The following is a 22849-nucleotide window of genomic DNA, read 5'->3' as shown; positions in this document are numbered from 1 at the left end:
GGTCATGACGCGCGTTTCGGTGATCACCGGCGGTGCCGGCGGCATGGGACTGGCGACGGCCAAGATCGTCGGGCGGGACCACACGGTGGTGCTGGCCGATGTCCGTCAGGACCGCCTCGACGCAGCCGCGGCCGAATTGGCCGCCCTCGGCATCGCCGCGACGATCATCAACGCCGATGTCACCGATCGCGCCGCAGTGGACCAGTTATTCACCACCGCAACAGGTCTCGGCCCGATCGCGTCGGTGATCCACGCCGCCGGTGTCAGCCCGAGCATGGGGGCCGCGGACTACGTCGCGCGCACCAACGCGGTCGGCACCGTGAACGTCAACGAGGCCTTCCATGGTGTGGCGAACGCGGGCGCGGCGATCGTCAACGTGGCGTCGATGGCGGCACACCTGCTGCCCGACGAGATCATCCCGACGGCGAAGTTCCCGCTGGCGCTCACCGACGAGGCGGCGTTCCTGGCCGAGATCGTGGCGGCGTGTGCATTCGCGCCCGAGGAACTGCGCTCGGGTATGGCCTACGGCGTGAGCAAGAACTTCGTGAAGTGGTACAGCAGTTCGCAGGCCGAGCGTTTCAACGCCAAGGGGCTGCGCATCGTCTCGGTGTCACCGGGCTCGGTCGACACCGAGATGGGGCTGCTCGAGGCCGACGCGGGTGCCGGCGCGATGGTCATGAACGCCGCGGTGCCGCGCTGGGGCAAGGCCGAAGAGATGGCCGAGCTGTTCGCGTTCTGCGCCGGCGACAAGGCAGGCTACCTAACCGGCACCGACATCCTGAACGACGGTGGCGTGGTCGCCTCGATGCGCGAGCGGGCCCGCCTCGCCGCCGCGGCGGGCTGATCGCTCACCGCGACTAGAACCGCCCGCCGCCGCCGGAGAAGCCGCCGCCTGAGCCGCCGAAACTCGTTGAGCTCCAACCACCCCCGTGGCTGCCACCGCCACCACCGCCGCCGCGGATCATGCCCGACAGAATGCCGCCGATGATGATGCCGCCGATGTCGCCTGCGGTACTCGTACCGGACCCGGCGTAGGCCTGGCGGGCGGCGCGGACGTCGTTGTCGGCCAGGTTCTGAGCCTGAGCTGCCAGGGCGTCTGCGGCGTTGGCCTGGTCGATGGCCGCCGGCAGGTCGGTGGCCTGTGCTGCCTGTGCGGCTTCGAGGCGGCGCTGCGCCTCGGCCAGCCGGGTGCGGGCTTCGGAGCCGACACTGCCGCGGCGGGTGTCGATGAAATCCGAGACGCCGCGCACCCGGGACTGCGCCGCCAGCAGTGCCTGACCGTATGACTGCCGGAGCCGGTTCAGGGCCGCGGTTTCCTCCGAGATGGTCGCGAGGATCTTGTCGAGCTGCGAGTCGGCGGCGGTCAGTTGGGTGAAGGCGGTCAGCGGGTCGGCCGCGCCCGACGCCTGCGCGTTCGAAACCGCTTGTACGGCAGCGGTACGCGCGGCCGTCAGCTCGGTGTAGCGCGCGCCGGGCGGTATCGCCTCGGCGGCCGCGATGCCGTTCTGGATGTCGGTGATCGCGGCGGGCAGGGCGCTGATCGCATGGGCGATATCGGTCGCCGCACTGTCGACCGAATCGAGCAGCCGTTGCGCCTGGCCCACTGCGGATTCTGCGGCGCGGATGGCATTGACCAGGGCGGCCTGACTGTCGCCCGGCTTGCTGACCAACCCGCGCGCGGCGGTGATGTTCTGATCGGCGAACGCCAGGCGCTCTTTGGCGCCGTCCACATTGCCGGCCACCGACGCCAGCGCGGTCTCGGTGAACTGGCCGTGCAGCCCGGTCAGCGTCTTCTGTGCCGGCTCGATGCGTGCGGTCAGGGCGACCATCTGCTGGGTCAGCGCGTCCAGTCGGGTCGGCGCGTTGATGACCAGGTCGCGCATCTGATGGAACGCGGTGCGCCGGTCCTCGAGTTCCTTGTCGGCGCGGGCTGCCGAGACGATCACCTGGGTCAGCAGGTCGCGGCGTTGCTGCGGAGTTTCGGGCACGGCGTCGTCGAGCGTCTGGCGCACGCTGAACGCCTGTGCCATGGCGGCTTTCGCATTCTGTAGCGCAGTGATGAATGGCGCGGTGTCGCGCTCGCCGAACTCGCCGACGGCCAGGGCCAGCTCGTTGTCGCTGGTACGCACGGCGTTGTCGACCTCGACGAGGATTGACTTGGACAGGTCCTCCAACGTTTCCGGAGACATCTTCGCGAGGACTGCGGGATCGGTGGCGTCAGCCTGTTGCGCGGCGTTGAGGTCGGCCTGCCTGCGCTTCCGGCGACGACTCCGGGCCCACCAGATGAGTCCGGCGAACGCGATACCGATCACGGCCAGCGCAATCACCAGTCCGACCCAGTTGAACGGCGCAGTCGACGCCCCTCGAAGTCCGTCGGCGGCAGCGACGGCCGCGCCCGCCCAGTCGCCGTCGTGCAGCTTGGCTTCGACGACATCCTGGCGCAGGCGGTCGACGTCCACTTCGCCTGTCGCGGCCTCAGGCACCAGGAGCGCGTAGGCACGATCCTTGATCGCCACGGCAAGGATGGCGTCGTGATTCCCCAGAAAGCTTTTGCGCCAGGTGCTTTCGGCCCAGTCGCGGGGACTGGCCTCGGAGAAGGTGTCGACATAGACGACCCACAGCCGGGTTCCGCGCTTGTCGTACAGCTGTTGCACCGCGGCGGTGACGTCGCCGCGTTGTTGCCCATTCAGCGCACCGGCCTCGTCGGTGACGTAGTCCGGCAGCCGCATGGGTGGTTCGGCGCACGCGACCGGTGCCAGCAGCGTCCCCACCAACAGGACCGAAATCATCAGCCAGAGCACTCGCACGATGCGCATGCCGCTCAATGTAGTGACAGGGTATGTGGTAAGCGGACGCGACCGGGCTGGCAGACTTCGGCCGTGGGCATTGCAAGCGACGGATACAGCGACTTCGACCGGCAGCGGCTGGTCGGGGAGGGCACGAAGAGCGCCACGCTGCCCGGCACCGATTCCGGCCACCGCACGGATTTCGCGCGTGACCGGGCCCGCGTGCTGCACAGCGCCGCGCTCCGCCGGCTCGCCGACAAGACCCAGGTCGTCGGGCCCCGCCAGGGTGAGACCCCGCGCACCCGGCTCACCCACTCGCTCGAAGTGGCGCAGATCGGGCGTCACATGGCCGTGGGGCTGGGCTGTGATCCCGACCTGGTCGACCTCGCCGGTCTGGCCCACGACATCGGCCACCCGCCCTACGGCCACAACGGCGAACGTGCGCTCGACGAGATCGCCAAACCGTTCGGCGGGTTCGAGGGCAACGCGCAGAACTTCCGCATCCTGACCCGGCTCGAACCGAAAATGCTTGACAGTGAAGGACGTTCGGCCGGCCTGAATCTGACCCGGGCCGCGCTGGACGCAGTGATCAAGTACCCGTGGTTCCGCGAGGACCGCGTGAAGTTCGGTTTCTACGACGACGACGCGGCCGCCGCGGCGTGGGTGCGCGAGGGCGCTCCCGCCGAGCGGCTGTGCCTGGAGGCCCAGGTCATGGACTGGGCCGACGATGTCGCGTACTCCGTGCACGATGTCGAGGACGGCATCATCTCCGGCCGCATCGATCTGCGTGTCCTCGCCGACGCGGACGCGGCCGACACCCTGGCCCGCCTAGGTGCCCGCTCACATCCGACGGTGACGCACGACGACATGCTGGCCGCCGCCGCGCGGTTGTCGCAGCTGCCCGTCGTCACCGCCGTCGGCAAGTACGACGGTTCGGTCGCGACGTCGGTGGCGCTCAAGCGGCTCACCAGCGAGCTGGTCGGCCGGTTCGCCAATGCCGCCGTCACCGAGACCAAGAAGCAGGCGGGCCGCGCGACGATGCGCCGTTTCGACGCCGAGCTCGCGGTACCGGCCCTGGTCCGGGCCGAGGTGGCGGTGCTCAAGATGCTGGCCCTGCAGTTCATCATGTCCGACCATCAGCACCTGCAGATTCAGGCCGACCAGCGCACCATGGTCCGCGAGGTCGCGCTGTCGCTGTGGGGCCAGGCCCCGGCGAGTCTCGACCCGCAGTTCGCCGCCGAGTTCGCCCTCGCCGACGACGACGGTGCCCGGCTGCGGGTTGTCGTCGACCAGATCGCGTCGTACACCGAGACCCGGCTGGAACGCGTCCACGAGGCGCGCTCGCCGCGGCCGCTGGACTGAATCCAGCTCCGCCTACACTGGGCGCGTGGCCGGCCGGATTCCTGATCGCGATATCGCGGCCATTCGTGAACGCACCCGCATCGAGGACATCGTCGGCGAGCACGTGCAGCTGCGCCGCGCGGGTGCCGACTCGCTCAAAGGGCTGTGCCCGTTCCACGACGAGAAATCGCCGTCGTTCCATGTGCGGCCCAACCATGGACTGTTCCACTGCTTCGGCTGCGCCGAGGGCGGCGACGTCTACGCGTTCGTGCAGAAGATCGAGCACGTCACCTTCGTCGAAGCCGTGGAGCTGCTCGCCGACCGGCTGAACTACACCATCAGCTACGAGGGGTCGTCGACCACCAACGTGCAGCGCGACAAGGGCAGCCGCAGCCGGCTGCTCGCCGCCAACGCCGCCGCGCAGGAGTTCTACGCCGAGGCGTTGCAGTCGGCCGAGGCCGCCGCCGCCCGCCAGTACCTCATCGACCGCAACTTCGACGCCGATGCGGCCAAGCGCTTCGGCTGCGGATTCGCGCCGTCGGGCTGGGACACCCTGACAAAACACCTGCTGCGCAAGGGATTCACGTTCAAGGAGCTGGAGGCCGCCGGGTTGTCCCGCGAGGGCCGCCGCGGCCCGATGGACCGGTTCCACCGCCGGCTGCTCTGGCCCATCCGGGGCGCGACGGGTGAGGTGATCGGGTTCGGCGCCCGTCGCCTGTTCGACGACGACCACATGGAAGCCAAGTACGTCAACACACCGGAAACGGTGTTGTACAAGAAATCTCATGTGCTGTTCGGCCTCGACCTGGCCAAGCGTGATATCGCCAAGGGGCACCAGGCCGTCGTCGTCGAGGGTTACACCGACGTCATGGCCATGCACCTGTCCGGCGTGACCACAGCGGTCGCGTCGTGCGGCACGGCCTTCGGCGACGAGCACCTGTCGATGCTGCGGCGACTGATGATGGACGACAACTTCTTTCGCGGCGAGCTGATCTACGTGTTCGACGGTGACGCCGCCGGACGCGCCGCCGCCGTGAAAGCCTTTGAGGGCGAACAGAATCTGACCGGTCAGTCGTTCGTCGCGGTCGCCTCCGACGGCATGGACCCGTGCGATCTGCGGCTCAAGTCCGGCGACGGCGCCCTGCGGGATCTGGTGGCGCGCCGAACGCCGTTGTTCGAGTTCGTTATTCGCACCGCGCTCGAAGAGCACGACCTGGACAGCGCGGAGGGCCGCGTCGCCGCGCTGCGCCGGTGTGTGCCGTTGACGGCCCGGATCAAAGACCCCACCCTGCGTGACGAGTACGCCCGTCAGCTCGCCGGCTGGGTCGGTTGGGACGACGTGGCGCAGGTGATCGCGCGCGTGCGCGAGACCGCCAAGTCGGGTCCCGCGACGTCGAAGCGCGACGCCCGCCGCTCGTCGGCACCGGCGGCTCCGGCCGCGGCCGTGGGGCGCCCGAATCCGAAAGACCCGACGCTGTGGCCGCAGCGCGAGGCGCTCAAGTCGGCGCTGCAGTACCCGGCGATGGCCGGCCCGGTGTTCGACGGGCTGCCGGTCGACAGCTTCACCCATCCCGGGTACGCCGCCGTCCGGCAGGCGATCACCACGGCAGGCGGGACATCATCCGGCCTCGGTGGTGCGGACTGGATCGAGGCGGTCCGGACGGTCGAGCCAGCCGCCGCGAACCTGATCAACGAACTGTCGGTCGAGGCCTTCCAGGCCGAAGACGACAAGCTGCCGCGATACATCGCGAGCGTTCTGGCCCGCCTGCAGGAGGTCTGGGTCGGCCGCGAGATCGCCGAGCTGAAGTCGAAACTGCAGCGCATGTCGCCCGTCGAGCAGAGCGACGAGTACCACGCGCTGTTCGGCGACCTCGTCGCCATGGAGCAGTACCGGCGCAGCCTGCTGCAGCAGGCCAGCGGCGACGACCTCAGCTGAGGCTTTTGTCTGCTGTAACGCGGGGAAGCAGTGTGCGCGATATGGTGGGGCAGAACCGACCCCAGGGGAGAGGCCAATCATGACCATCGGAGCAACCCGGCTCTTCGCCGCAGCAGCGCTCGCGGCCACCGCAGTGGCTGCCCCGGTCGTCGTCGCGCTGAGCAGTGCCCCGTCGTCGCAGACGACCGCTGACGGCGGCTGCCTGGCCTGGTTCGGCAACAAGGAAGACGGCAACTGCATGGGCCGCTCCAATGGCCAGCCGGTGAACGTGGGCACGCCGTGGGGCGTCTGGGGTCCGCAGGGCGGCCTCAGCAGCGGCCCGTTGCTGCCGGGCCAGACCTGGAACCAGCCGCTCGGCTGAGGCTTCTCGAACCGATAACCGCCCGATTTTCGGTCGGGTCAGTCGTGAATCGACTCCGGATGCAGCACTGCGGTCTGTGAGTCGATCGCCGTCAACCGCACCATGTTCGGGTCCGGTGACACCTTGTCGGCCAGCTTGCGCCGGCCGGCATCCAGCACCGCCTTGGTCTTCGGGCTCTCGGTGATGGCGCGGTATGTGCCGGCGATCTGCTCGTAACGGCGACGGCCTGCTTTGGCTCCCAGAACATAGCCAACGGCCATGACGGCGACGGCTCGGATCACTGGACCCCTCCCTGATGACGGTGCTTGGCTCCATCCTGCCTCACGATCGCCGATGCGTCTGGCCCGACCGGCAGCTACCAGCCGATTCAAAGATCCGCACAGTCATGCGCTAGAGTCATGCCTCGGTTCAGGGACACGCGCCCGGGGCCTGAGCACAATCCCCTGTAGCTCAATTGGCAGAGCTCCCGACTGTTAATCGGGCGGTTATTGGTTCGAGTCCAATCGGGGGAGCAACGGTGACCAGCACGGAAGTGCTGGTCATTTTGCATTCCGGGGCGGCTGCATCGTCCTCGACTTCGAGCCCTGCGTCGAGCGTGGGGCCTGACGTGATTTTTCCGGCGCGTCACCTCGAAAAGGCCCACGCTCGGTACGTGCCCAGAGTTTGGTGCCCACGCTCACGGGTACCCGCAATGCATGAACGAATCGCGTACCTCGGTCGGCGCCATGGTGCCGGGCCTGGTGACCATCGCCACGAGTTTCGTGGCCCTGGTCGTCGGAGCCGTCGCGATGGTGGCCGGATATCTGGCGTTCGGCGCAGTGGCGATGATCGTGTCATTGGCCGCTGCGACGTTCGGCGCCGTGTGGTTGCTATCGGGCATGCTGCTCAGCGAGCACCACCCGCACCTGCATGGCCACCACGTCTGAGCCGTCGGCAGAACCCAAAAGCACTCGAGAAAAAGGCGTTTGAGCGCCTTTTCGGTGTGGCGTTGCCGCGCGCGGCAACCGAGTTCGACCGAGATCGCCGTCAACACGCCCACGCAGGCCTGATCGGTCTGCGGCGCAATGGGAAATAGGAGTACGGACGAAAGGGAGCGAATCTATGACGAACGTTTTGGAACAGATCAAGGGAGCGACCGCGTACGACCCGTCTGGCGAGAAGATCGGCAAGATCCACGAGCTCTATCTGGACGCACAGAGCAGGCAGCCCAAGTGGGCGTCGGTTCACACCGGCCTCTTCGGTATTTCGGAGTCGCTGGTTCCGCTGGCCGGTGCCCGGCCCGACGGCGACGATTCGGTGCGGGTGGCCGTGGCGAAGAGCGCCGTCAAGAACGCCCCGCACGTGGACATCGGTGACCGGATCAGCCCGGCGGACGAAGCCACCCTGATGCAGTACTACGGGATGCGGTCCGATCGGCCCGCGACCCCGCAGCCGCCGCAGCCCGAGCCCGAATCGTCGCCGTCCAATGGCGGCAAGCACCTGCGCGGCGCGGCACCGGCCCTCGGCGGGATCGGCGGTACCTCGGCGAACACGACAGCCCAGACCAACCCGACGACAACGCATACCGGGCCGGAGATGACCCGCTCGGAGGAGCGTCTCCAGGTGGGCACAGAGCGCTGACCATCTCAGCCGACCGGAGTCGACGGGGCGGGGCCCAGATGCAGGATCGGAAACGGTCGCCCGTCGCCGTCGGTCTCCGACCGGCTCAGGGTGACGAAGCCGTGGCGGTGGTAGAAGCCGACCGCTTGCGGATTCTGCTCGTTGACGTCGACCAGGAGGCCCGGGTTCTTGGCCCGCGCATCGGCCAGCAGGACCGAGCCCGCGCCCCGACCACGATGCCGGTGGTCGATGAACAACATCTCCAGGTTCCCGCCGGCGACACCCGAGAAGCCCACCGGCACGCCGTCGGAGTCCGCGACGGTGAGGTCGACCATCTTCAGGTACTCCTCGGCAAGGCGCCGTTCGTAGAAGTCGATGTCGTCGGCGGTGAGGAAGTGGTGCGTGGCTTCGACCGCGCTACGCCAAATGCGTACCAGCTCCGGCCATTCCGCGGGTCCATGGCACGGCCGTAGTGAGAAGTCTTGCGTCGTGGTCACGTTCACAGGGTAGTGACGGGCAGTGACGGGCTGGTGGCCTCACCAAGCCAGGACGTGCTCCGAGCCGGGGGTCGATTCGTCGTCGGAGTCCGCCGGGGGAGTCAGTAGGTCGCCCCAATGCTTCAGTGCGGTTCGCATCGCGTCGGGGCGGGACCCGCCTGCCAGCCGCAGTGAATGGCCACCCGACAGCTCGACCAGGGCCTCGGCCAGTACGTAGGGCGACATGTCGGAGTCGTGGGCGACCCCGATCAATTCGACGGCCGCGTCCTGCCATCGCCGCCGCTGGAGTCCGACCAGAACGCCGACGGCAAGGGCCAGTACGCGACGTTGCGCCTTGCTGCCCGCGGCCGGCCACGTGCCGCCGCCGTACAGTCCGGCGACGCCTCCGGGCAAATCACCGTCGTACTCAGGTGGTCCACCACCGACCGTGATCGACATGGCCATTGCTTACCCGCGCGACAGTGCCGCGAAACGCACAGCTATCCGGAGCGACGCAGGTGCACCGCCCCGGATGGTGATCTGACTACTTGTTGGTCGAACCGGCCGTCTTCGGTCCGGTGTTCCTCGGCCCGGTGTTCTTCGGGGCTGAGTTAGTGGGCGCCGACTTCGTCTTCGGTGCCGGTTGCGACGGCTTTGCCTGCGTGGACGCTACCGGCGCCGCGGTGTCGGCAGTGGTCGAGGCGGGCGACGCCGTAGCGGCCGCGGTAACGGGTGTCGCGGTGACGGATGCGGTGGTGTCCGTCGTCTTCGCCGCTGCCGTGGTGCCACTGGCGGTTGTGTCCGTCGTCGTCGACAGTGCCTGGCCGGCAAGCGTATTGGTGGTGGCGCTGAGCGTCGTCATCGCTGCCGTGGGACTCGGGACTGTGGTCGGAGCCGGCGCACCGATCGGCTTCTGCGCATGCGTCGCCGTCCATTGGGCGATGACGTTCGCGGCGGGCTTCGGCGTCCAATCCGTTTGGAAGACACCGAGAGTGTCCTGGTCGCTGGTGCTGCCGGTGTTCCGGTCACGGGTGGTGTAGATGAACATCGGCCCCGTGTAGTTGATGCTGCTCCACGAGTTCAGGAAGTTGGAGATGAACGCCGCCTGCGTGTTGTTGTCGACGACCGAGGTCGGCTCTCCGTACTCGGTGGCCCAGATCTGCTTGCTGCCGTCGCCGGCCGCGGCCATCTCCTGATGAATCGTCGCGAGCTGGTTGATCGGGGCCATCGGCCCGTACGGTGTGCCGTTCCCGAAGGGCACCTGGTACTGGTACGGGTGGAACGAGAGCGCGTCGAAATATCCTTGGGCTCCGTTGTCGTACATGCCCTGGACGTATGACGCCGCGTTGATGGCCAGGCCAGGGGTATCGGTGACCCAGCCGACCACGCCGCCGATCACCGTCGCGTTCGGGTCAGCGGCCTTGATCGCCGGATATGCCGCCTGCAACAGCCTGGTATACGCGGCGGGATCGGGTGTCGGGTACCAGGAGGGCGCCGCGTTGGGCTCGTTCCACACCTCGTAGGCCGACACCTTGCCGGCGTAGCGCTCCGCCACTGCGCCGACGAATTGCGCGTACTGCGCGTTGTCGGCCGGCGGCGCGGCCACGGCCGGATAACCGGGCTGCACCGCCCACGCCGGCGTCGCGTTGAGCACGCCGAGGATGCCCATGTTGCGTTCGGCGGCAGCGTTCACCAGGGTGTCGACGGTGCTCCAGTTCCAATAGCCCGGTGCGGGCTCGATGTTGTTCCACGGGAGCAGAATCCGCACGTTCTGCACGCCGAGGGACTGCATCTCGTCGAGTGTCTTGTTGATGTCGGCCGTCGACATACCGATGATGTCCGAATCGGCGAAACCCACTGTCGTGTTCGATTCGGTGATCGCCGCGGACAGCAAATAGGGCACCGGTCCGGGACCGGTGCCCACGCTCGCAAAAATCAGGCCTGCAACCCCGACCGGCAATGCCGCCGAGATTGCCACCTTCACACCGGTCTTCATCACCGGCCGTTGCTGTTGACCTCGCTTCTGTCTATGCCACATCGAATTACCCCTAACCGCAATCGATTTCGCGCCCGGCTAACCCCGCTCGGGCGTCAAACACAAGTTTTGGGTGCCCCGTGCAAACTGCGGGCAAACCAGGTTGCTGTCAAAAAGCTTGGTGCGCTTGGCCGTAGGCTGGCCGCATGCGGTCCATCGGCTACACCTCGGCGTTCGTCCTGCTCGCGGCATCTGCCCTGCTCACCGCCGGATGTGGCTGGAGTCCGAAAGGTCCGGACCCGGTGCCTCAGGCCGACAAGTGCACACCCGCCGACGGACCGGCGCAGAACGTCGTGACCGCGGCCATCTACGCGCTGCCGGCACCGCCGTCGGGCAAATGGACTCAGATGAGCAGCGGCCACACCGCGAACTGCGCGTTGTACTGGGTGCAGGTCGGGCAGAACAATTCGACGCCCGACAGCCTGCAGCAGGTGGTGTTCTTCAACAAGAACACGATGATCGGCACCCCGACGCCGAATGCGCGGCCGTACATCACCGTGACCGCGAGCGCTCCGGACAGTGCGACGGTGCAATACCAATGGCAGCAGGGCAAGGATCAGCCGGGGATGCCGACCGGTATCGGCAGTGTGCGGTTCACCGTCGACGGCGGTGCGCTCAAGGCGCTGGACCCGATTCCCGGGCCGTGAGCGTCAGTGCGCGGCGAGCAGGCCGCGCATGATCTCGACGGCGGCGGCCAGGGTGTCCCGGTCGGTGCTGTCGAGTTCCGCCAGGAACGGGTCGATGGCGTTTCCGCGGTCGGCGCGAACCTGCGCCAGGGTGGCGATGCCCTGCGGTGTGATGCTGATGAGGACGGCGCGGGCGTCGTCGGGATCGACGGTGCGGGACACCAGTCCGGCGTCCTCAAGGCGACGGACCTGGGTCGTCATCGTGGGCTGTGAGCAGTGGTCGAGCGCGGCGAGATCGGAGATGCGGGCGCGGCCCTCGGCTTCGATGGTGGAGAGCAAGCGGGCCTGCGCGAAGGGGAGCGGGAGCCGGACGCGCTGATTGGCCAGGCGGTTGATGCGTGCAACGACGGCGAGCAGATCCGAGGCGAGGGTCGTTTCGGTCGCCGGTGCAACGGTCATGTTCCACATGGTTTCATAGATTCTCTATGTAGTCGAACCTGTCATCGAGAGTGGTGACGGTCACAACACCGTCGAGTTTACCCGTCTACGCAGCTGGCAGAATTGTGCAATGACTGCTGCCGGCACCAGAGATAAGGCCGGTCCCCTCAATCCGGGCGAGTACGCCCAGGCCGCTGTGATGGCGGCACTGAGCGCGGCCACCGCCATCATCGCCGTCGTCGTCCCGTTCGCCGCGGGGCTCGGCATGCTGGGCACGGTCCCGATGGGACTGCTGGCCTACCGCTACCGGATTCGGGTGCTGGTCGCCGCGACCATCGCCGGCAGCACCATCGCATTCCTCATCGCCGGGATGGGCGGCCTGATGACTGTGGTGTTCTGCGCCTACATCGGCGGCCTGACGGGCATTGTCAAGCGCACGGGGCGCGGCATCGCCACCGTCCTGTGGGCGTCGGTGGTCGCGGGCGCCGCATTCGGCGCGTACGTCATCGCCATCCTGCTGCTGGTGGGACGGCTGCGGGAGCTGATCTTCGCGTCGATGACCTCGAACATCAACGGCATCGCCAACATCATCGGGGCGGTGCCCGGCGGGGAGCGGGCCGCCGACGATCTGCGTACCGGGTTCGCCGCGTTCCTGCACTACTGGCCGCTGCCGATCATGCTCTCGGTGATCCTGCACATCCTGTTCGTCACCCTGCTGGGCTGGTGGGCGCTGTCGCGGGTCTTGAAGCGGCTCTACGGGATTCCCGATGTGCACAAACTCGACACCGTCGAATCCTCCGGTCTGGTGGCGCCGGTCCCGGCACGCCTGCGCGGTGTCCGATTCCGGTACCCAGGTACCAATCGAGACGCACTCGGCCCGGTGAGCATGGACATCAACGAAGGCGAGCACGTCGCCGTCACCGGCGCCAATGGATCGGGCAAGACGACACTGATGCTCACGCTTGCGGGCCGCGCGCCGACGGCGGGCACGATCGACCGGCCGGGTGCGGTCGGCCTCGGTCGATCCGGCGGCACCGCGGTCGTCATGCAGCATCCCGAGAGCCAGGTGCTCGGCACCCGCGTGGCCGACGACGTGGTCTGGGGGCTGCCGTCGGGGACGACGATCGACGTCGAACGGCTGCTGGGTGAGGTCGGTTTGAGCGGCATGGCCGACCGGGACACCGGCGGGCTGTCGGGCGGCGAGCTGCAACGCCTCGCCGTCGCCGCCGCCCTGGCGCGCGAACCGGCACTGCTGATCGCCGACGAGGTCACGAGCATGGTCGACCAACAAGGGCGCGATGTCCTGCTCTCGGTGCTGTCCGACCTGACCCGCCACCACCGCACCTCGCTGGTGCACATCACGCACTACAACGACGAAGCCGACTCGGCCGACCGGGTTGTCCGGCTGGACGGCGCCAGCGACAACATCGAGATGGTCGCGACCGCTCCGGTGCCGATCGTGGCCGACGGCAGCGAACCCGACGGCCCGGCGGTGCTCGAGGTCCAGGGTGTGGGGCACCAGTACGGCAGCGGGACGCCGTGGGAATCAACGGCTTTGCGCGATATCAGCTTCACCGTCCACGAGGGCGAGGGTGTGCTGATCCACGGGCTCAACGGCTCCGGCAAGTCCACGCTGGCCTGGATTCTGGCCGGTCTCACCGTGCCCACGACCGGCAGCTGTCTGCTCGACGGCAAACCGGTCTCGGATCAGGTTGGTGCCGTGGCGATCTCGTTCCAGGCGGCGCGGCTGCAGTTGATGCGGTCGCGCGTCGGTGCCGAAATCGCGTCGGCCGCGGGCTTCTCGAAGCGCGACACCGTCCGGATCGCCGAGGCGCTCGCGATGGTCGGGCTCGACCCCGAGCTGGCCGACCGTCGCATCGATCAGCTCAGCGGCGGCCAGATGCGCCGGGTCGTGTTGGCGGGGCTGCTGTCTCGTCGTCCGCGCGCCCTGATCCTCGACGAGCCGCTGGCCGGGCTGGACGCCGCGAGCCAGCGCGGCCTGGTGACGTTGCTCGCCGAGCTGCGCCGGACCACGGGGCTGACGGTCGTCGTCATCTCGCACGACTTCGCCGGGCTCGACGAACTCTGTCCGCGCATCCTGCATCTGCACCGCGGCGAACTCGCCGACCAGTCGGCGCAAGCACCGCTCACCGCGGGAGGACGATCATGACGGCCCCAGCCGCCCAGCGCCGGTCGATGGTGCTGCTGCGTCCCGTGCCCGGCACGTCGCCCATCCATAGGCTGTGGGCCGGCACCAAACTCATCGTGGTGGCGCTGATCGGCGTCGTTCTGACGATCTATCCCGGTTGGGTGCCCATCGGGTTGGTCGCGCTGCTGGTGCTGCTGACGGCGTGGCTGGCGCACATCCCGCGCAGCGTGCTGCCGTCGGTGCCGCGCCTGGTCTGGGTGCTGCTGTTGCTCGGCGGCGGCACGGCTGCCCTCGCCGGGGGCGACCCGTTCCTCGACGTCGGTTCGCTGCATCTTGGCCTGGGCGGCCTGCTGAACTTCCTGCAGATCACCGTGCTGTCGATCGTGCTGCTGGGGCTGGGCGGCCTGGTCTCGTGGACCACCAATGTCGCCGAGATCGCGCCTGCCGTGGCGACTTTGGGCCGGCCGCTGAAGTGGCTGCGGATACCCGTCGATGAGTGGGCCGTGACATTGGCCCTGGGACTGCGCGCGTTCCCGATGCTGATCGACGAATACCGCGTGCTGTTCGCCGCGCGCCGGTTGCGGCCAAAGGTGCGGCCGGAGACTCGCCGGGAGCGCAGTCGGCAGCGTCGCGCCGAGATCGTCGACCTGCTGGCCGCCGCGATCACGGTGGCGCTGCGCCGCGGCGACGAGATGGGTGACGCCATCACCGCGCGTGGCGGGGTGGGCCAGATCGTCGCGAGTCCGGCGCGCCCGGGCCGAGCCGACGCGGTGGCGTTGCTGATGGTCGTCGCGATGTGTGCGTTGTCGCTGTGGGTTGAGGCGGCCACGCCGCTGGCCACCCACCGGTTCTAGCGCTCGGCCGCGGCGTTGGCCGCCTGCTGCGCGGCGGTCAAGGTCGATGCGACCGGCGCGCGGCCGAGGAACATCTCGTCGAAAAACGGTCTGATGGACTGGAATCCGGCCGGGAAGCCCGCACCGCCGGGAGCCGGGAGACGGGGGCCGTTCAGCACGGTGAAGAACGGCTGCACGTCGACACCGCGCCGTTTCCAGTAGTCGAAGTAGACCGGTTGGGCAGCCAGCACGGCGGGCACTGCCGCGCCTTTGACGCCCAGGAATGCGTTTCCGTCGGCGCTGCCCATCCACTGCAGCACTGTCCGCACCGCATCGGGATGGCGAGTGGCCGAATTGGCCGCGGCGGCAATCCCGTTGGTGACGCTGACGCGGCCATCCGGTCCGCTGGGCAGCATCGCCACGCCCCATCGGAAGCGCGCCTGATCGGCGATGGCGGCCAGGTTGTAGGTGCCCGACTGGAAAAGCACCATACGGCCCTGCAGGAACTGGTTGCGGGAGAAGTCGCCGTTGCCGTTGGTGTCGGCGGCCGAGGGGGAGACGTGGTCGGCGTTGATCAGCCGCACCAGGTACTCGAAAGCTGTTCGGGCTCCCGGATTGTCGAACGCGAACCGGTCACCGTCGCTGAAGGTGCCGCCGGCCGAGCCGATGTAGTTGAGATAGATGCCCTGCAGATCGTTTGCGGCGTTGTAGCCCCACTGCCGGACCTGCTCGGGGTCGAATCCCGGTGTCCCCGCCTGGTTTCCGTGCCGGTCCAGGGTCAGCCGGGACAGCAGCGGACGCAGCGTGTCATCGGTACCGGGGGACCAGCGCAGCGTGTCCAGGTCGGCGGGCTCGATTCCGGCGGCCGCCAGCAGGTCCGCGTTGTAGTACACCGCGATGCCGCCGTCGGTCAGTTGCGGTACCGCCCATAGGGTTCCGTCACGCGTGAACTGCTGGTTCACCGACCGGTCCCAGGCGCCGGCGGCGTCGCGGCCCAACAACTTTCCGATGTCGAGCAGTCGGCCGGTGTCGGCGTAGCCGGCCAGGTAGGCGTTGGACAGCCAGAAGATGTCGTCGGCGCCGCCACCGGCGACATCGGTGCGCAGCGAATCGAAATACGACGCGTAGGCGACGACGTCGACCCGGACCTCGATGTCCGGATGCCGGCGGGTGAACTCCGCGAAGGACGACCGGTACGCCGCCGCGACCTGCGCGTCCCACAGCCGAACCGTGACAACGGTTTTCCCGGTGTCCTGCGTCCGGCCCAGGATTGCGGCGGCCACCAGGAGCACCGCCATGGTGGCGGCCAGGGCGATGACGAACCGGGTCGAGAACTTCATTTCAAGCCGGTGACGACGATCGAGCGGACGATGTGCCGGCCCAGCACGCTGAAAAGCAGGATCAGCGGCACGATCGCGACGGTCGTCGCGGCCAGCACCACGGTCCACTGGGCGTCGAACTGGGATTGCAGCCCTGCGGTGGCGACGGTCAGCACGCGCCACGACGAGCCGCTGGTGATCACCAGCGGCCACATGAAGCTGTTCCATTGCGAGACAACGGTGATCAGGCCCAGCGTGACGAGAATCGAGCGGCTGGCCGGCAGCACCACGTGCACGATGACGTCCAGCGTGCCGGCGCCGTCGATGCGGGCGGCGCGGATGAGGTCGGCCGGGATGGACCGGAAGTACTCGCGCAGTAGGAAGATCGCGTAAGGCGAGCCGAACATGAACGGCAGCACCAACGCCCAGAAGGTGTTGCGCAGCCCAGCCTCGGCCATCATGAGATACAGCGGCACGACCGTCACTGTCGCGGGCACCATCAGGGTCGCCAGGTACAACCAGAACAGGGTGTCGCGTCCCGGAAAATCGAGCCGCGCGAAGGCGTACGCCGCCGTCACCGAGAAAGCCAGCTGGCCCAACAGGATCACCGCGGTCATCAATGCGGTCACCAGCGCGGCCCGGCCGAAACCGGCGTCGGACAAGGCGGCGTAGTTGGCCAGCGTCGGTGGATTCGGCAGGGACAGCGGCGATTCGGTGTTGAACTGGCGGGCCGAGGTGAACGACGTCAGCAGGCCCAGTCCGAACGGCACCAAGGTGATGGCGGCGGCGAGCACCAGCACCGCATAGATGAGCGCGTTACGTGAGGTCATAGCTGACCCGCCGGCGGAAGTAGATGTGCTGCACCAGGGTGATGCCAAGAAGCAGGACGAACAGGATCAGGGCCATGACCGCGGCACGGCCCACGGCTGCCGAGCCGAATGCCTCCGCATAGATGCGGTGGGCGATCAGGTCGGTGCGGCCCTCGGGGCCGCCGCCCGTCAGTGCGTAGACGGTGTCGAAGACCTGCGCCGCGCTGACGATGCCCGTCACCAGGACGAAGAACAGTGTCGGGCGCAGCATGGGCAGGGTGATGCGGCGGAACCGTTGCCAGGCCGTCGCCCCGTCGATGCGGGCCGCGTCGTGAACGTCGTTGGGGATAGCCAGGATTCCGGCGAGGAAGAACAGCGTCACGTAGCCGACGTTGGTCCACACCGTCACCGCCGAAACGAGTGGGAGCGCCAGTGTGGGGTCCGTCAGCCATTCGATGCGGTGCCCGAGCACGGTGCTCACCGCGCCGTCGGTGGGGCTCAGAATCCAGCGCCACAGCACCGCGATCGCCAGCGGCGAGCAGATCCACGGCAGGACGTACAGCGTGCGGAAGAACCCGGTGCCTGGCAGTCCGCGGGCCAGCAGCATTGCGGCAAGCAGCCCCAGCACCGTCTGGACCGGGACCACCAGCGCGACGAAACCCAGCGTCACCGCCATCGAGCGGCCGAATGTCGGATCGGTCAGCACGGTGTGCCAGTTGTCCAGCCCGACGAATCGGATGGGCCCCAGCAGGTCCCAATGCTGCAGACTCAGCCAGCCGACGACCAGCATGGGGAGCAGCAGGAACATCACCACGCCGAACAGGCTGGGGGCGAGCAGCGCATAGCCGGTCAGGGTGTCCCGAAACCTGCGGCGTGCCACCGGATCATTAAAGCGTGCGGTGCTACTACGGTGTAGCCGTGACTGCGCTGCGACGGGTTGACGCCGACTTCCTGGCCTTGCCGCGCCATTTGCTGGCCGAGGCCGCGGTGTCGGCCGCGCTGGCTGCCGGTGCGAGCTACGCCGACCTCCGGATTCACCGGATCACCACCGAACACATCCAGCTGCGTGACGGCGAACTGGAATCCTCGGTGGTCAACCGCGAGATCGGGCTGGCGGTCCGGGTGATCGTGGACGGCACCTGGGGTTTCGCCTCGCACGCCGAGCTGACGCCCGAGGTTGCGGCCGAGACCGCCCGTCGGGCCGTGCAGGTCGCCGTGGCGCTGGCGCCGCTCAATGCCGAGCGCATCGAGCTGGCTCCTGAGCCGGTCTACGCCGACGTGTCCTGGGTGTCGCCGTACCGCATCGACCCGTTCGAGGTCACCGCCGCCGACAAGATCGCGCTGCTGGGCGAGTACTCGGGCCGGTTGCTCGCGTCCGACGGGGTGGACCACGTGTCGGCGGGTCTGCAGGCCGTCAAGGAGCAGGTGTTCTACGCCGACGCCTTCGGTTCGTCGATCACCCAGCAGCGGGTGCGGGTGCAGCCGACGCTCGAGGCCGTCGCCGTCGATGCCGCGGCCGGTGCCTTCGAAACGATGCGGACGCTGGCGCCGCCGACGGCCCGCGGCTGGGAGGCCGTCGCCGGTGACGAGGTCTGGGACTGGACAACCGAATTGGCGGAGCTGCCGACGCTGTTGGCGGAGAAGGTCAAGGCGCCCAGCGTGACGGCCGGTCCCGCCGACCTGGTGATCGACCCGACCAACCTGTGGCTGACCATCCACGAATCCATCGGCCACGCCACCGAATACGACCGGGCCATCGGCTATGAAGCGGCCTACGCCGGCACGTCGTTCGCCACCCCGGACAAGCTGGGGACCATGCAGTACGGGTCGCCGATCATGAACGTCACCGCGGACCGCACCGTCGAACACGGCCTGGCGACCATCGGGTTCGACGACGAAGGCGTCCGCGCGCAGAGCTGGGACCTGGTGCGCGACGGCGTCTTCGTCGGGTACCAACTGGACCGGGTGTTCGCGCCGAAGCTCGGGGTCAGCCGGTCCAATGGCTGCTCGTACGCGGATTCGCCGCATCACGTGCCGATCCAGCGGATGGCCAACGTCTCGCTGCAGCCGGGTACCGACGATCTCAGCACCGACGATCTGATCAGCCGGGTCGAGAACGGCATCTACATCGTCGGCGACAAGTCGTGGTCAATCGACATGCAGCGGTACAACTTCCAGTTCACCGGGCAGCGGTTCTTCAAGATCCGCGATGGCAAGCTGGACGGCCAGGTGCGTGACATCGCCTATCAGGCCACCACCACCGACTTCTGGGGATCGATGGAAGCCGTTGGCGGAGAGTCGACATGGCGTCTCGGCGGCGCGTTCAACTGCGGCAAGGCGCAGCCCGGCCAGGTGGCCGCCGTCAGCCACGGCTGTCCGTCCGCGCTCTTCCGCGCAATCAATGTGCTCAACACGCGAACTGAATCGGGGCGTTGATGATCACTGCACCGCAGGTTGTCGACCTGGTGCTGGCCGAGGCCGCCCGTCGGGGCCGGGCCGACGAGACCATCGTCCTGGTGACCGACAGGTCCACCGCGTCGCTGCGCTGGGCCCGCAACACCATGACCACCAACGGCGAGTCGGTGAGCCGCGAGACCACCGTCATTTCGATTGTCCGCCAAGGGGATAAGGCCCGGGTCGGCGCGGTGAAGTCCAGTGAGGTCGATCCGTCGACCATCGCGGGTCTGGTGGCGGCGTCGCAGGATGCCGCGCAGGCGGCGCCCGAGGCCCGCGACAGCGCGCCCCCGCTGACCGGCGTGGAGACGTCCGACGACTGGGATACGCCGTCGCCGTTGACCGGCGCCTCGGTGTTCGGGAACGTGGCGACTCGCCTCGTCGACGGCTTCCACCGCAGCGACGCGCTGTACGGGTTCGCGCGGCACGAACTCGACACCACGTACCTGGCCACCTCGGGTGGCATCCGGCGGCGGTTCACCCAACCGACCGGCTCGGTGGAGATCAACGCCAAACGGGATGGCGCCAGCGCCTGGGCGGGCGTCAGCACCGCCGACTTCGTGGATGTGCCAGTCGATTCCATGCTCGACGACCTGTGCCTGCGTCTCGGCTGGGCCTCTCGGACCGTCGAGCTGCCCGCCGGCCGGTACGAGACGCTGATGCCGCCGTCGACCGTCGCGGACATGATGATCTACCTCGGCTGGAGCATGGACGGCCGCGGCGCACAGGAGGGCCGCACCGCGCTGGCGGCGCCGGGCGGCACCCGGGTGGGGGAGAAGCTCACCGACCTCGGGCTGACCCTGTACTCGGATCCCGTTGCGCCCGGGCTGGATTGCCTGCCGTTCGTGGCGACGTCGAGTTCGTCGGAGCGGGTGTCGGTGTTCGACAACGGACTGGACATCGGGCGCGTCGACTGGATTCGCGACGGTGTCGTGAACGCACTGGCGTATCCGCGTTCGGCCGCAGCGGAATTCGACGCGCCCGTGGCGGTGCCGGCAGACAACCTCCTGATGACCGGCGGCTCGGTGAGTTTGTCCGACATGATCGCCGGCACCGAACGCGGCCTGCTGCTGACGACGCTGTGGTACATGCGTGAGGTCGATCCGACGGTGCTGCTGCTGACCGGTCTGACGCGCGACGGCGTCTACCTCATCGAGGACGGGGAAGTGACGGCCGCGGTCAACAACTTCCGGTTCAACGAGAGTCCGCTGGATCTGCTGCGGCGCGCCACCGAGGCCGGCGTCAGCGAGACCACGCTGCCTCGCGAGTGGGGTGACTGGGCCACCCGGTCACAGATGCCGTCATTGCGCATTCCGGACTTCCACATGTCGTCGGTCAGTCAGGCGCAATAACTTTCAGCGCCATGGCGACGTCCTCGTCGGTGGTCGCCCACGAGCAGACGAACCGGACGATCGGTCGCAGTGGGTCGGGAGCGTGGACGGCGAACCGTTCCCTGACGCGCGCTGTGGTCGCGGCGTCGAGGATGACGAACACCTCGTTGGCCTCGGTCGGCGCGGCCAGTTGCAGTCCCGCTTCTGCGAACCCGGCGCTCAATGTTGCGGCCATGCGGTTGGCGTGGGCTGCGGTCTGTAACCAGAGATCGTCGTGCAGCATGGCCTCGAACTGAGCCGAGATGAACCGGTGCTTGCTGGCGAGGTGACCGATCTGCTTCTGCACGAAGCGAATTCCCTCGAAATGTTCGGGCCGGCGGATCAGTACCGCGTCACCGAACAGCATGCCGTTCTTGGTGCCGCCGACGGTGACGATGTCGGCGTCGCCGATGGCCTCCTTTGGGCTGATGCCCAGGGCGGCAATGGCGTTGGCGATGCGGGAGCCGTCCATGTGCACCAGCAGGTCGTGTTGGTGGGCGTAGTCGATGAACTCCGTCAGCGCTGCGGGTGACCAGACGCGCCCGTTCTCGGTCGACTGGGTGATGGTGACGATGCGCGGCTGCGAGTGGTGCACCTCGCCGCGGCGGGCGATGTGCCGATCCAGCTCCTGCGGTGAGATCAGGCCGTCATCACTGGGTAGCGGTGTCAGTTGTGCCGCGGCGATTCGCACCGGCCCACCCGCTTCGTCGAGCAGTGAGTGCGCAATATCGCTGCACAGAATTTCCTGCCAGGGCCGCACTGCCGAAGCCAGCGCGATGATGTTGGCCGCGGTGCCGGTCAGCGCGAACAGCACGTCGGCGTCGGGGGCCTCGAAGGTCGCTTTGAGCGCCTGCGCTGCGCGTTCGGTGCTGGGATCGGTGCCGTACGAGCTCACTGGGCCCTGGTTGGCGGCGACGATGGCCTCGATCACCCGCGGGTGAGCACCAGCAGCGTTGTCGGAGGCGAATGCGGCCGAGACGGTCGAACTCATGCGTCGATCGTCTCATCGCGGCAATAATCCGGAGTGTGGAGGAGCTACTGACGTCCCTGATCGCATTGTCGCCGCCCGCCGAACGGCGGCTCAATGCGGCGATGCGGCAGACGTGTGCCGAGACCCTGGGCCTTGCGCCGTTGCCCTATGAAGAGGTGTTCGGGCCCGTGTCCGACGTCGAGCCGCTGGTGGCCGAGTTCGCCGAGCAGTTCAGCACCGACGTGTCGGTGATCTCTGTGGCTCAGCGCGAACAGCTCACTGCAGCGCTGGGCGCCAACAGTTTTCGTATCGTGGCGTTGATGTACATCGCGGACTTCGTGCCGCGGGTGCGAGCCGGATTCGCGGCACTTGGGCTGCCGCCGATCGCCGATCCCGACGGCTGGGACCACTCGACTGACCCGGTGGACCTGCTGTTGAACCGCTTCGCAAGTTCGGTAGGGGCGCGACGTGAGCTCGATCCGGTGATGACCGAGGTCGTGCGGCTGCGCGGCGCGGCCGCGCACAACTGCCGGCTGTGCAAGTCGCTGCGTGAGGGCACGGCGCTGGATGCCGGCGGCAATGAGTCGCTGTACTCGGAGATCGAACTGTACGAGTCGTCGACGCTGCTCGACGACAGGCAGAAGGCCGCGTTGCGCTACGTCGACGCCCTGGTGTGGACGCCGTCGCGGATACCGGCCGACGTCGCGGCGGGGGTTCGGTCGCACTTCTCGGACGCCGAGGCCATCGAGATCACCCTCGACGTGATGCGCAACGGCATCAACAAGATTGCCGTCGCTTTGGGTGGTGACGCGCCGCGGGTCAGCGAGGGTACCGAGCGCTATCTGCTCGGAGCCGACGGGCAGCCGGTGTTCTCTTAGGGGCTGTTCTGGGGGCTCTCGGAAAAACTTTGGTCACTTTGATTGCGCTGGTCACAATGGGTAACTAGCGTCACATTCCCGGCGGTTTCTTGTCGGTGCTTCGAACTAATGTTCGATGTATGGGATTGACCGATCCAGCCGCTGTCGAGGAGGCCTACGCCGCCTACGAGGCCGCGCAGGCTCGGCTCGCGTCCCTGGACTACACCGGCCTGGATGTGCGGACATTGCTGGAGTTGCAGTCCCGCCGCGAAACCCTGAAGTGCGCCGCCGAAGCGGTCGATCACCAGATCCTGGCCGCCACGCAGTCTCAGGTCACGGCCCGAGAGCTTGGCGCGAAAAATTGGGCTGAGGTGCTGCGTATCCGGTTACGCGTGGATACCACTGAAGCCAATCGTCGGGTCCGCGACGCCCAGCATTTGGCGCCCCGCACCGGGTTGACCGGGGAGCCGTTGCCGCCGCTGTGGGAGTT

Annotated in this window: 23 protein-coding genes and 1 tRNA gene; 14 read left to right on the top strand and 10 right to left on the bottom strand. The window is 67.9% G+C overall.

Features of this window, described 5'->3' with window-relative positions; translation table 11 throughout:
* The first annotated feature begins 4 nt into the window (after positions 1-4).
* The gene (locus H289_RS0117315) at positions 5-844 is read left to right on the top strand and encodes an SDR family oxidoreductase (RefSeq protein ID WP_029105367.1); all 840 of its coding nucleotides are present in this window, start codon (positions 5-7) and stop codon (positions 842-844) included.
* Positions 845-857: 13 nt separating this feature from the next.
* Here the strand turns inward: H289_RS0117315 and H289_RS0117310 are convergent, their stop codons facing one another.
* The gene (locus tag H289_RS0117310) at positions 858-2816 is read right to left on the bottom strand and encodes a TPM domain-containing protein (RefSeq protein WP_020102075.1); all 1959 of its coding nucleotides are present in this window, start codon (positions 2814-2816) and stop codon (positions 858-860) included.
* Positions 2817-2879: 63 nt separating this feature from the next.
* Here H289_RS0117310 and H289_RS0117305 point away from each other — a divergent pair, with 63 nt between their 5' ends.
* The 3 genes from H289_RS0117305 to H289_RS0117295 all read left to right on the top strand — a co-directional run bounded on the left by H289_RS0117305 (position 2880) and on the right by H289_RS0117295 (position 6424).
* A complete protein-coding gene (locus tag H289_RS0117305; protein ID WP_020102074.1) occupies positions 2880-4148 on the top strand; it encodes a deoxyguanosinetriphosphate triphosphohydrolase in 1269 nt (422 codons plus the stop codon).
* 25 nt (positions 4149-4173) lie between these two features.
* Complete coding sequence (dnaG, locus tag H289_RS0117300) at positions 4174-6063, top strand: DNA primase (protein ID WP_020102073.1); 1890 nt, start codon at positions 4174-4176, stop codon at positions 6061-6063.
* A gap of 79 nt (positions 6064-6142) precedes the next feature.
* The gene (locus H289_RS0117295) at positions 6143-6424 is read left to right on the top strand and encodes a DUF7155 family protein (RefSeq protein WP_020102072.1); all 282 of its coding nucleotides are present in this window, start codon (positions 6143-6145) and stop codon (positions 6422-6424) included.
* A gap of 38 nt (positions 6425-6462) precedes the next feature.
* On the opposite strand, the gene H289_RS0117290 is transcribed toward H289_RS0117295, so the two are convergent.
* Positions 6463-6705 carry a hypothetical protein gene (locus H289_RS0117290; RefSeq protein WP_020102071.1) on the bottom strand — a complete coding sequence of 81 codons (243 nt, stop codon included), beginning with the start codon at positions 6703-6705 and terminating at the stop codon, positions 6463-6465.
* Positions 6706-6863: 158 nt separating this feature from the next.
* Here H289_RS0117290 and H289_RS0117285 point away from each other — a divergent pair.
* The 3 genes from H289_RS0117285 (at position 6864) to H289_RS31910 (ending at position 8044) form a co-directional block, all read left to right on the top strand.
* Positions 6864-6936 (top strand) — tRNA-Asn (locus H289_RS0117285).
* A 183-nt stretch (positions 6937-7119) separates the two neighbouring features.
* Positions 7120-7350 (top strand): hypothetical protein, encoded by a 231-nt coding sequence (locus H289_RS30735; RefSeq protein WP_020102070.1) that lies wholly within the window; start codon positions 7120-7122, stop codon positions 7348-7350.
* A gap of 175 nt (positions 7351-7525) precedes the next feature.
* Entirely contained in the window at positions 7526-8044 is a 519-nt protein-coding gene (locus tag H289_RS31910; RefSeq protein WP_020102069.1) for a PRC-barrel domain-containing protein, read from the top strand.
* Positions 8045-8049: 5 nt separating this feature from the next.
* Here the strand turns inward: H289_RS31910 and H289_RS0117270 are convergent, their stop codons facing one another.
* The 3 genes from H289_RS0117270 to H289_RS30720 form a co-directional block, all read right to left on the bottom strand.
* A complete protein-coding gene (locus H289_RS0117270) occupies positions 8050-8526 on the bottom strand; it encodes a GNAT family N-acetyltransferase (RefSeq protein ID WP_020102068.1) in 477 nt (158 codons plus the stop codon).
* 33 nt (positions 8527-8559) lie between these two features.
* Complete coding sequence (locus H289_RS31905; protein ID WP_155944165.1) at positions 8560-8958, bottom strand: hypothetical protein; 399 nt, start codon at positions 8956-8958, stop codon at positions 8560-8562.
* Positions 8959-9043: 85 nt separating this feature from the next.
* The gene (locus H289_RS30720; protein WP_020102066.1) at positions 9044-10495 is read right to left on the bottom strand and encodes a cellulase family glycosylhydrolase; all 1452 of its coding nucleotides are present in this window, start codon (positions 10493-10495) and stop codon (positions 9044-9046) included.
* Positions 10496-10680: 185 nt separating this feature from the next.
* Between H289_RS30720 and H289_RS0117255 the strand changes: the two genes are divergently transcribed.
* Positions 10681-11181 (top strand): LppP/LprE family lipoprotein, encoded by a 501-nt coding sequence (locus H289_RS0117255; RefSeq protein ID WP_020102065.1) that lies wholly within the window; start codon positions 10681-10683, stop codon positions 11179-11181.
* A gap of 3 nt (positions 11182-11184) precedes the next feature.
* Here H289_RS0117255 and H289_RS0117250 read toward each other — a convergent pair whose 3' ends face one another.
* A complete protein-coding gene (locus tag H289_RS0117250; RefSeq protein ID WP_020102064.1) occupies positions 11185-11628 on the bottom strand; it encodes a MarR family winged helix-turn-helix transcriptional regulator in 444 nt (147 codons plus the stop codon).
* Positions 11629-11728: 100 nt separating this feature from the next.
* On the opposite strand from H289_RS0117250, the gene H289_RS0117245 reads away from it, so the two are divergent.
* Together H289_RS0117245 and H289_RS0117240 are read left to right on the top strand one after the other, a co-directional pair.
* The gene (locus H289_RS0117245) at positions 11729-13768 is read left to right on the top strand and encodes an ATP-binding cassette domain-containing protein (protein ID WP_020102063.1); all 2040 of its coding nucleotides are present in this window, start codon (positions 11729-11731) and stop codon (positions 13766-13768) included.
* A complete protein-coding gene (locus H289_RS0117240) occupies positions 13765-14601 on the top strand; it encodes a CbiQ family ECF transporter T component (RefSeq protein ID WP_020102062.1) in 837 nt (278 codons plus the stop codon). Before H289_RS0117245 ends, H289_RS0117240 begins: the two co-directional genes overlap by 4 nt.
* Here the strand turns inward: H289_RS0117240 and H289_RS0117235 are convergent.
* The 3 genes from H289_RS0117235 to H289_RS0117225 are packed head-to-tail and all read right to left on the bottom strand — an operon-like array spanning position 14598 to position 17588.
* Positions 14598-15920 (bottom strand): ABC transporter substrate-binding protein, encoded by a 1323-nt coding sequence (locus tag H289_RS0117235; protein ID WP_020102061.1) that lies wholly within the window; start codon positions 15918-15920, stop codon positions 14598-14600. The genes H289_RS0117240 and H289_RS0117235 overlap by 4 nt on opposite strands.
* Positions 15917-16729, bottom strand: a complete 813-nt coding sequence (locus H289_RS0117230) for a carbohydrate ABC transporter permease (protein ID WP_020102060.1) — start codon at positions 16727-16729, stop codon at positions 15917-15919. The genes H289_RS0117235 and H289_RS0117230 overlap by 4 nt, the downstream gene beginning before the upstream one ends.
* Entirely contained in the window at positions 16716-17588 is an 873-nt protein-coding gene (locus H289_RS0117225) for a carbohydrate ABC transporter permease (protein ID WP_020102059.1), read from the bottom strand. Before H289_RS0117225 ends, H289_RS0117230 begins: the two co-directional genes overlap by 14 nt.
* A 38-nt stretch (positions 17589-17626) precedes the next feature.
* On the opposite strand from H289_RS0117225, the gene H289_RS0117220 reads away from it, so the two are divergent.
* The gene (locus H289_RS0117220) at positions 17627-19144 is read left to right on the top strand and encodes a TldD/PmbA family protein (protein ID WP_020102058.1); all 1518 of its coding nucleotides are present in this window, start codon (positions 17627-17629) and stop codon (positions 19142-19144) included.
* Positions 19144-20514 (top strand): metallopeptidase TldD-related protein, encoded by a 1371-nt coding sequence (locus H289_RS0117215; protein WP_020102057.1) that lies wholly within the window; start codon positions 19144-19146, stop codon positions 20512-20514. Before H289_RS0117220 ends, H289_RS0117215 begins: the two co-directional genes overlap by 1 nt.
* Here H289_RS0117215 and H289_RS0117210 read toward each other — a convergent pair.
* Entirely contained in the window at positions 20498-21523 is a 1026-nt protein-coding gene (locus H289_RS0117210) for a threonine aldolase family protein (RefSeq protein WP_020102056.1), read from the bottom strand. The two genes, H289_RS0117215 and H289_RS0117210, sit on opposite strands and share 17 nt — an antisense overlap.
* A 14-nt stretch (positions 21524-21537) precedes the next feature.
* Between H289_RS0117210 and H289_RS0117205 the strand changes: the two genes are divergently transcribed.
* Entirely contained in the window at positions 21538-22380 is an 843-nt protein-coding gene (locus H289_RS0117205) for a carboxymuconolactone decarboxylase family protein (protein WP_029105364.1), read from the top strand.
* A 119-nt stretch (positions 22381-22499) separates the two neighbouring features.
* On the top strand, positions 22500-22849 hold a 350-nt coding region (locus H289_RS30715; protein ID WP_036420778.1), incomplete at its 3' end, for a DUF222 domain-containing protein.

It is taken from the genome of Mycobacterium sp. 360MFTsu5.1 (assembly GCF_000383495.1).
GTDB lineage: Bacteria > Actinomycetota > Actinomycetes > Mycobacteriales > Mycobacteriaceae > Mycobacterium > Mycobacterium mucogenicum_B.
The sequence above is the reverse complement of the archived record's forward strand: the minus strand, read 5'-3'. Positions and strand labels throughout refer to the sequence as shown.

Coding starts and splice junctions, on each gene's coding strand:
- H289_RS30735 (WP_020102070.1), top strand. CDS start 7,120: ATGAACGAATCGCGTACCTCGGTCGGCGCCATGGTGCCGGGCCTGGTG.
- H289_RS0117245 (WP_020102063.1), top strand. CDS start 11,729: ATGACTGCTGCCGGCACCAGAGATAAGGCCGGTCCCCTCAATCCGGGC.
- H289_RS0117310 (WP_020102075.1), bottom strand. CDS start 2,816: ATGCGCATCGTGCGAGTGCTCTGGCTGATGATTTCGGTCCTGTTGGTG.
- H289_RS0117295 (WP_020102072.1), top strand. CDS start 6,143: ATGACCATCGGAGCAACCCGGCTCTTCGCCGCAGCAGCGCTCGCGGCC.
- H289_RS0117235 (WP_020102061.1), bottom strand. CDS start 15,920: ATGAAGTTCTCGACCCGGTTCGTCATCGCCCTGGCCGCCACCATGGCG.
- H289_RS30720 (WP_020102066.1), bottom strand. CDS start 10,495: ATGAAGACCGGTGTGAAGGTGGCAATCTCGGCGGCATTGCCGGTCGGG.
- H289_RS0117315 (WP_029105367.1), top strand. CDS start 5: ATGACGCGCGTTTCGGTGATCACCGGCGGTGCCGGCGGCATGGGACTG.
- H289_RS0117215 (WP_020102057.1), top strand. CDS start 19,144: ATGATCACTGCACCGCAGGTTGTCGACCTGGTGCTGGCCGAGGCCGCC.
- H289_RS0117240 (WP_020102062.1), top strand. CDS start 13,765: ATGACGGCCCCAGCCGCCCAGCGCCGGTCGATGGTGCTGCTGCGTCCC.
- H289_RS0117230 (WP_020102060.1), bottom strand. CDS start 16,729: ATGACCTCACGTAACGCGCTCATCTATGCGGTGCTGGTGCTCGCCGCC.
- H289_RS31910 (WP_020102069.1), top strand. CDS start 7,526: ATGACGAACGTTTTGGAACAGATCAAGGGAGCGACCGCGTACGACCCG.
- H289_RS0117255 (WP_020102065.1), top strand. CDS start 10,681: ATGCGGTCCATCGGCTACACCTCGGCGTTCGTCCTGCTCGCGGCATCT.
- H289_RS0117250 (WP_020102064.1), bottom strand. CDS start 11,628: ATGTGGAACATGACCGTTGCACCGGCGACCGAAACGACCCTCGCCTCG.
- H289_RS0117210 (WP_020102056.1), bottom strand. CDS start 21,523: ATGAGTTCGACCGTCTCGGCCGCATTCGCCTCCGACAACGCTGCTGGT.
- H289_RS31905 (WP_155944165.1), bottom strand. CDS start 8,958: ATGTCGATCACGGTCGGTGGTGGACCACCTGAGTACGACGGTGATTTG.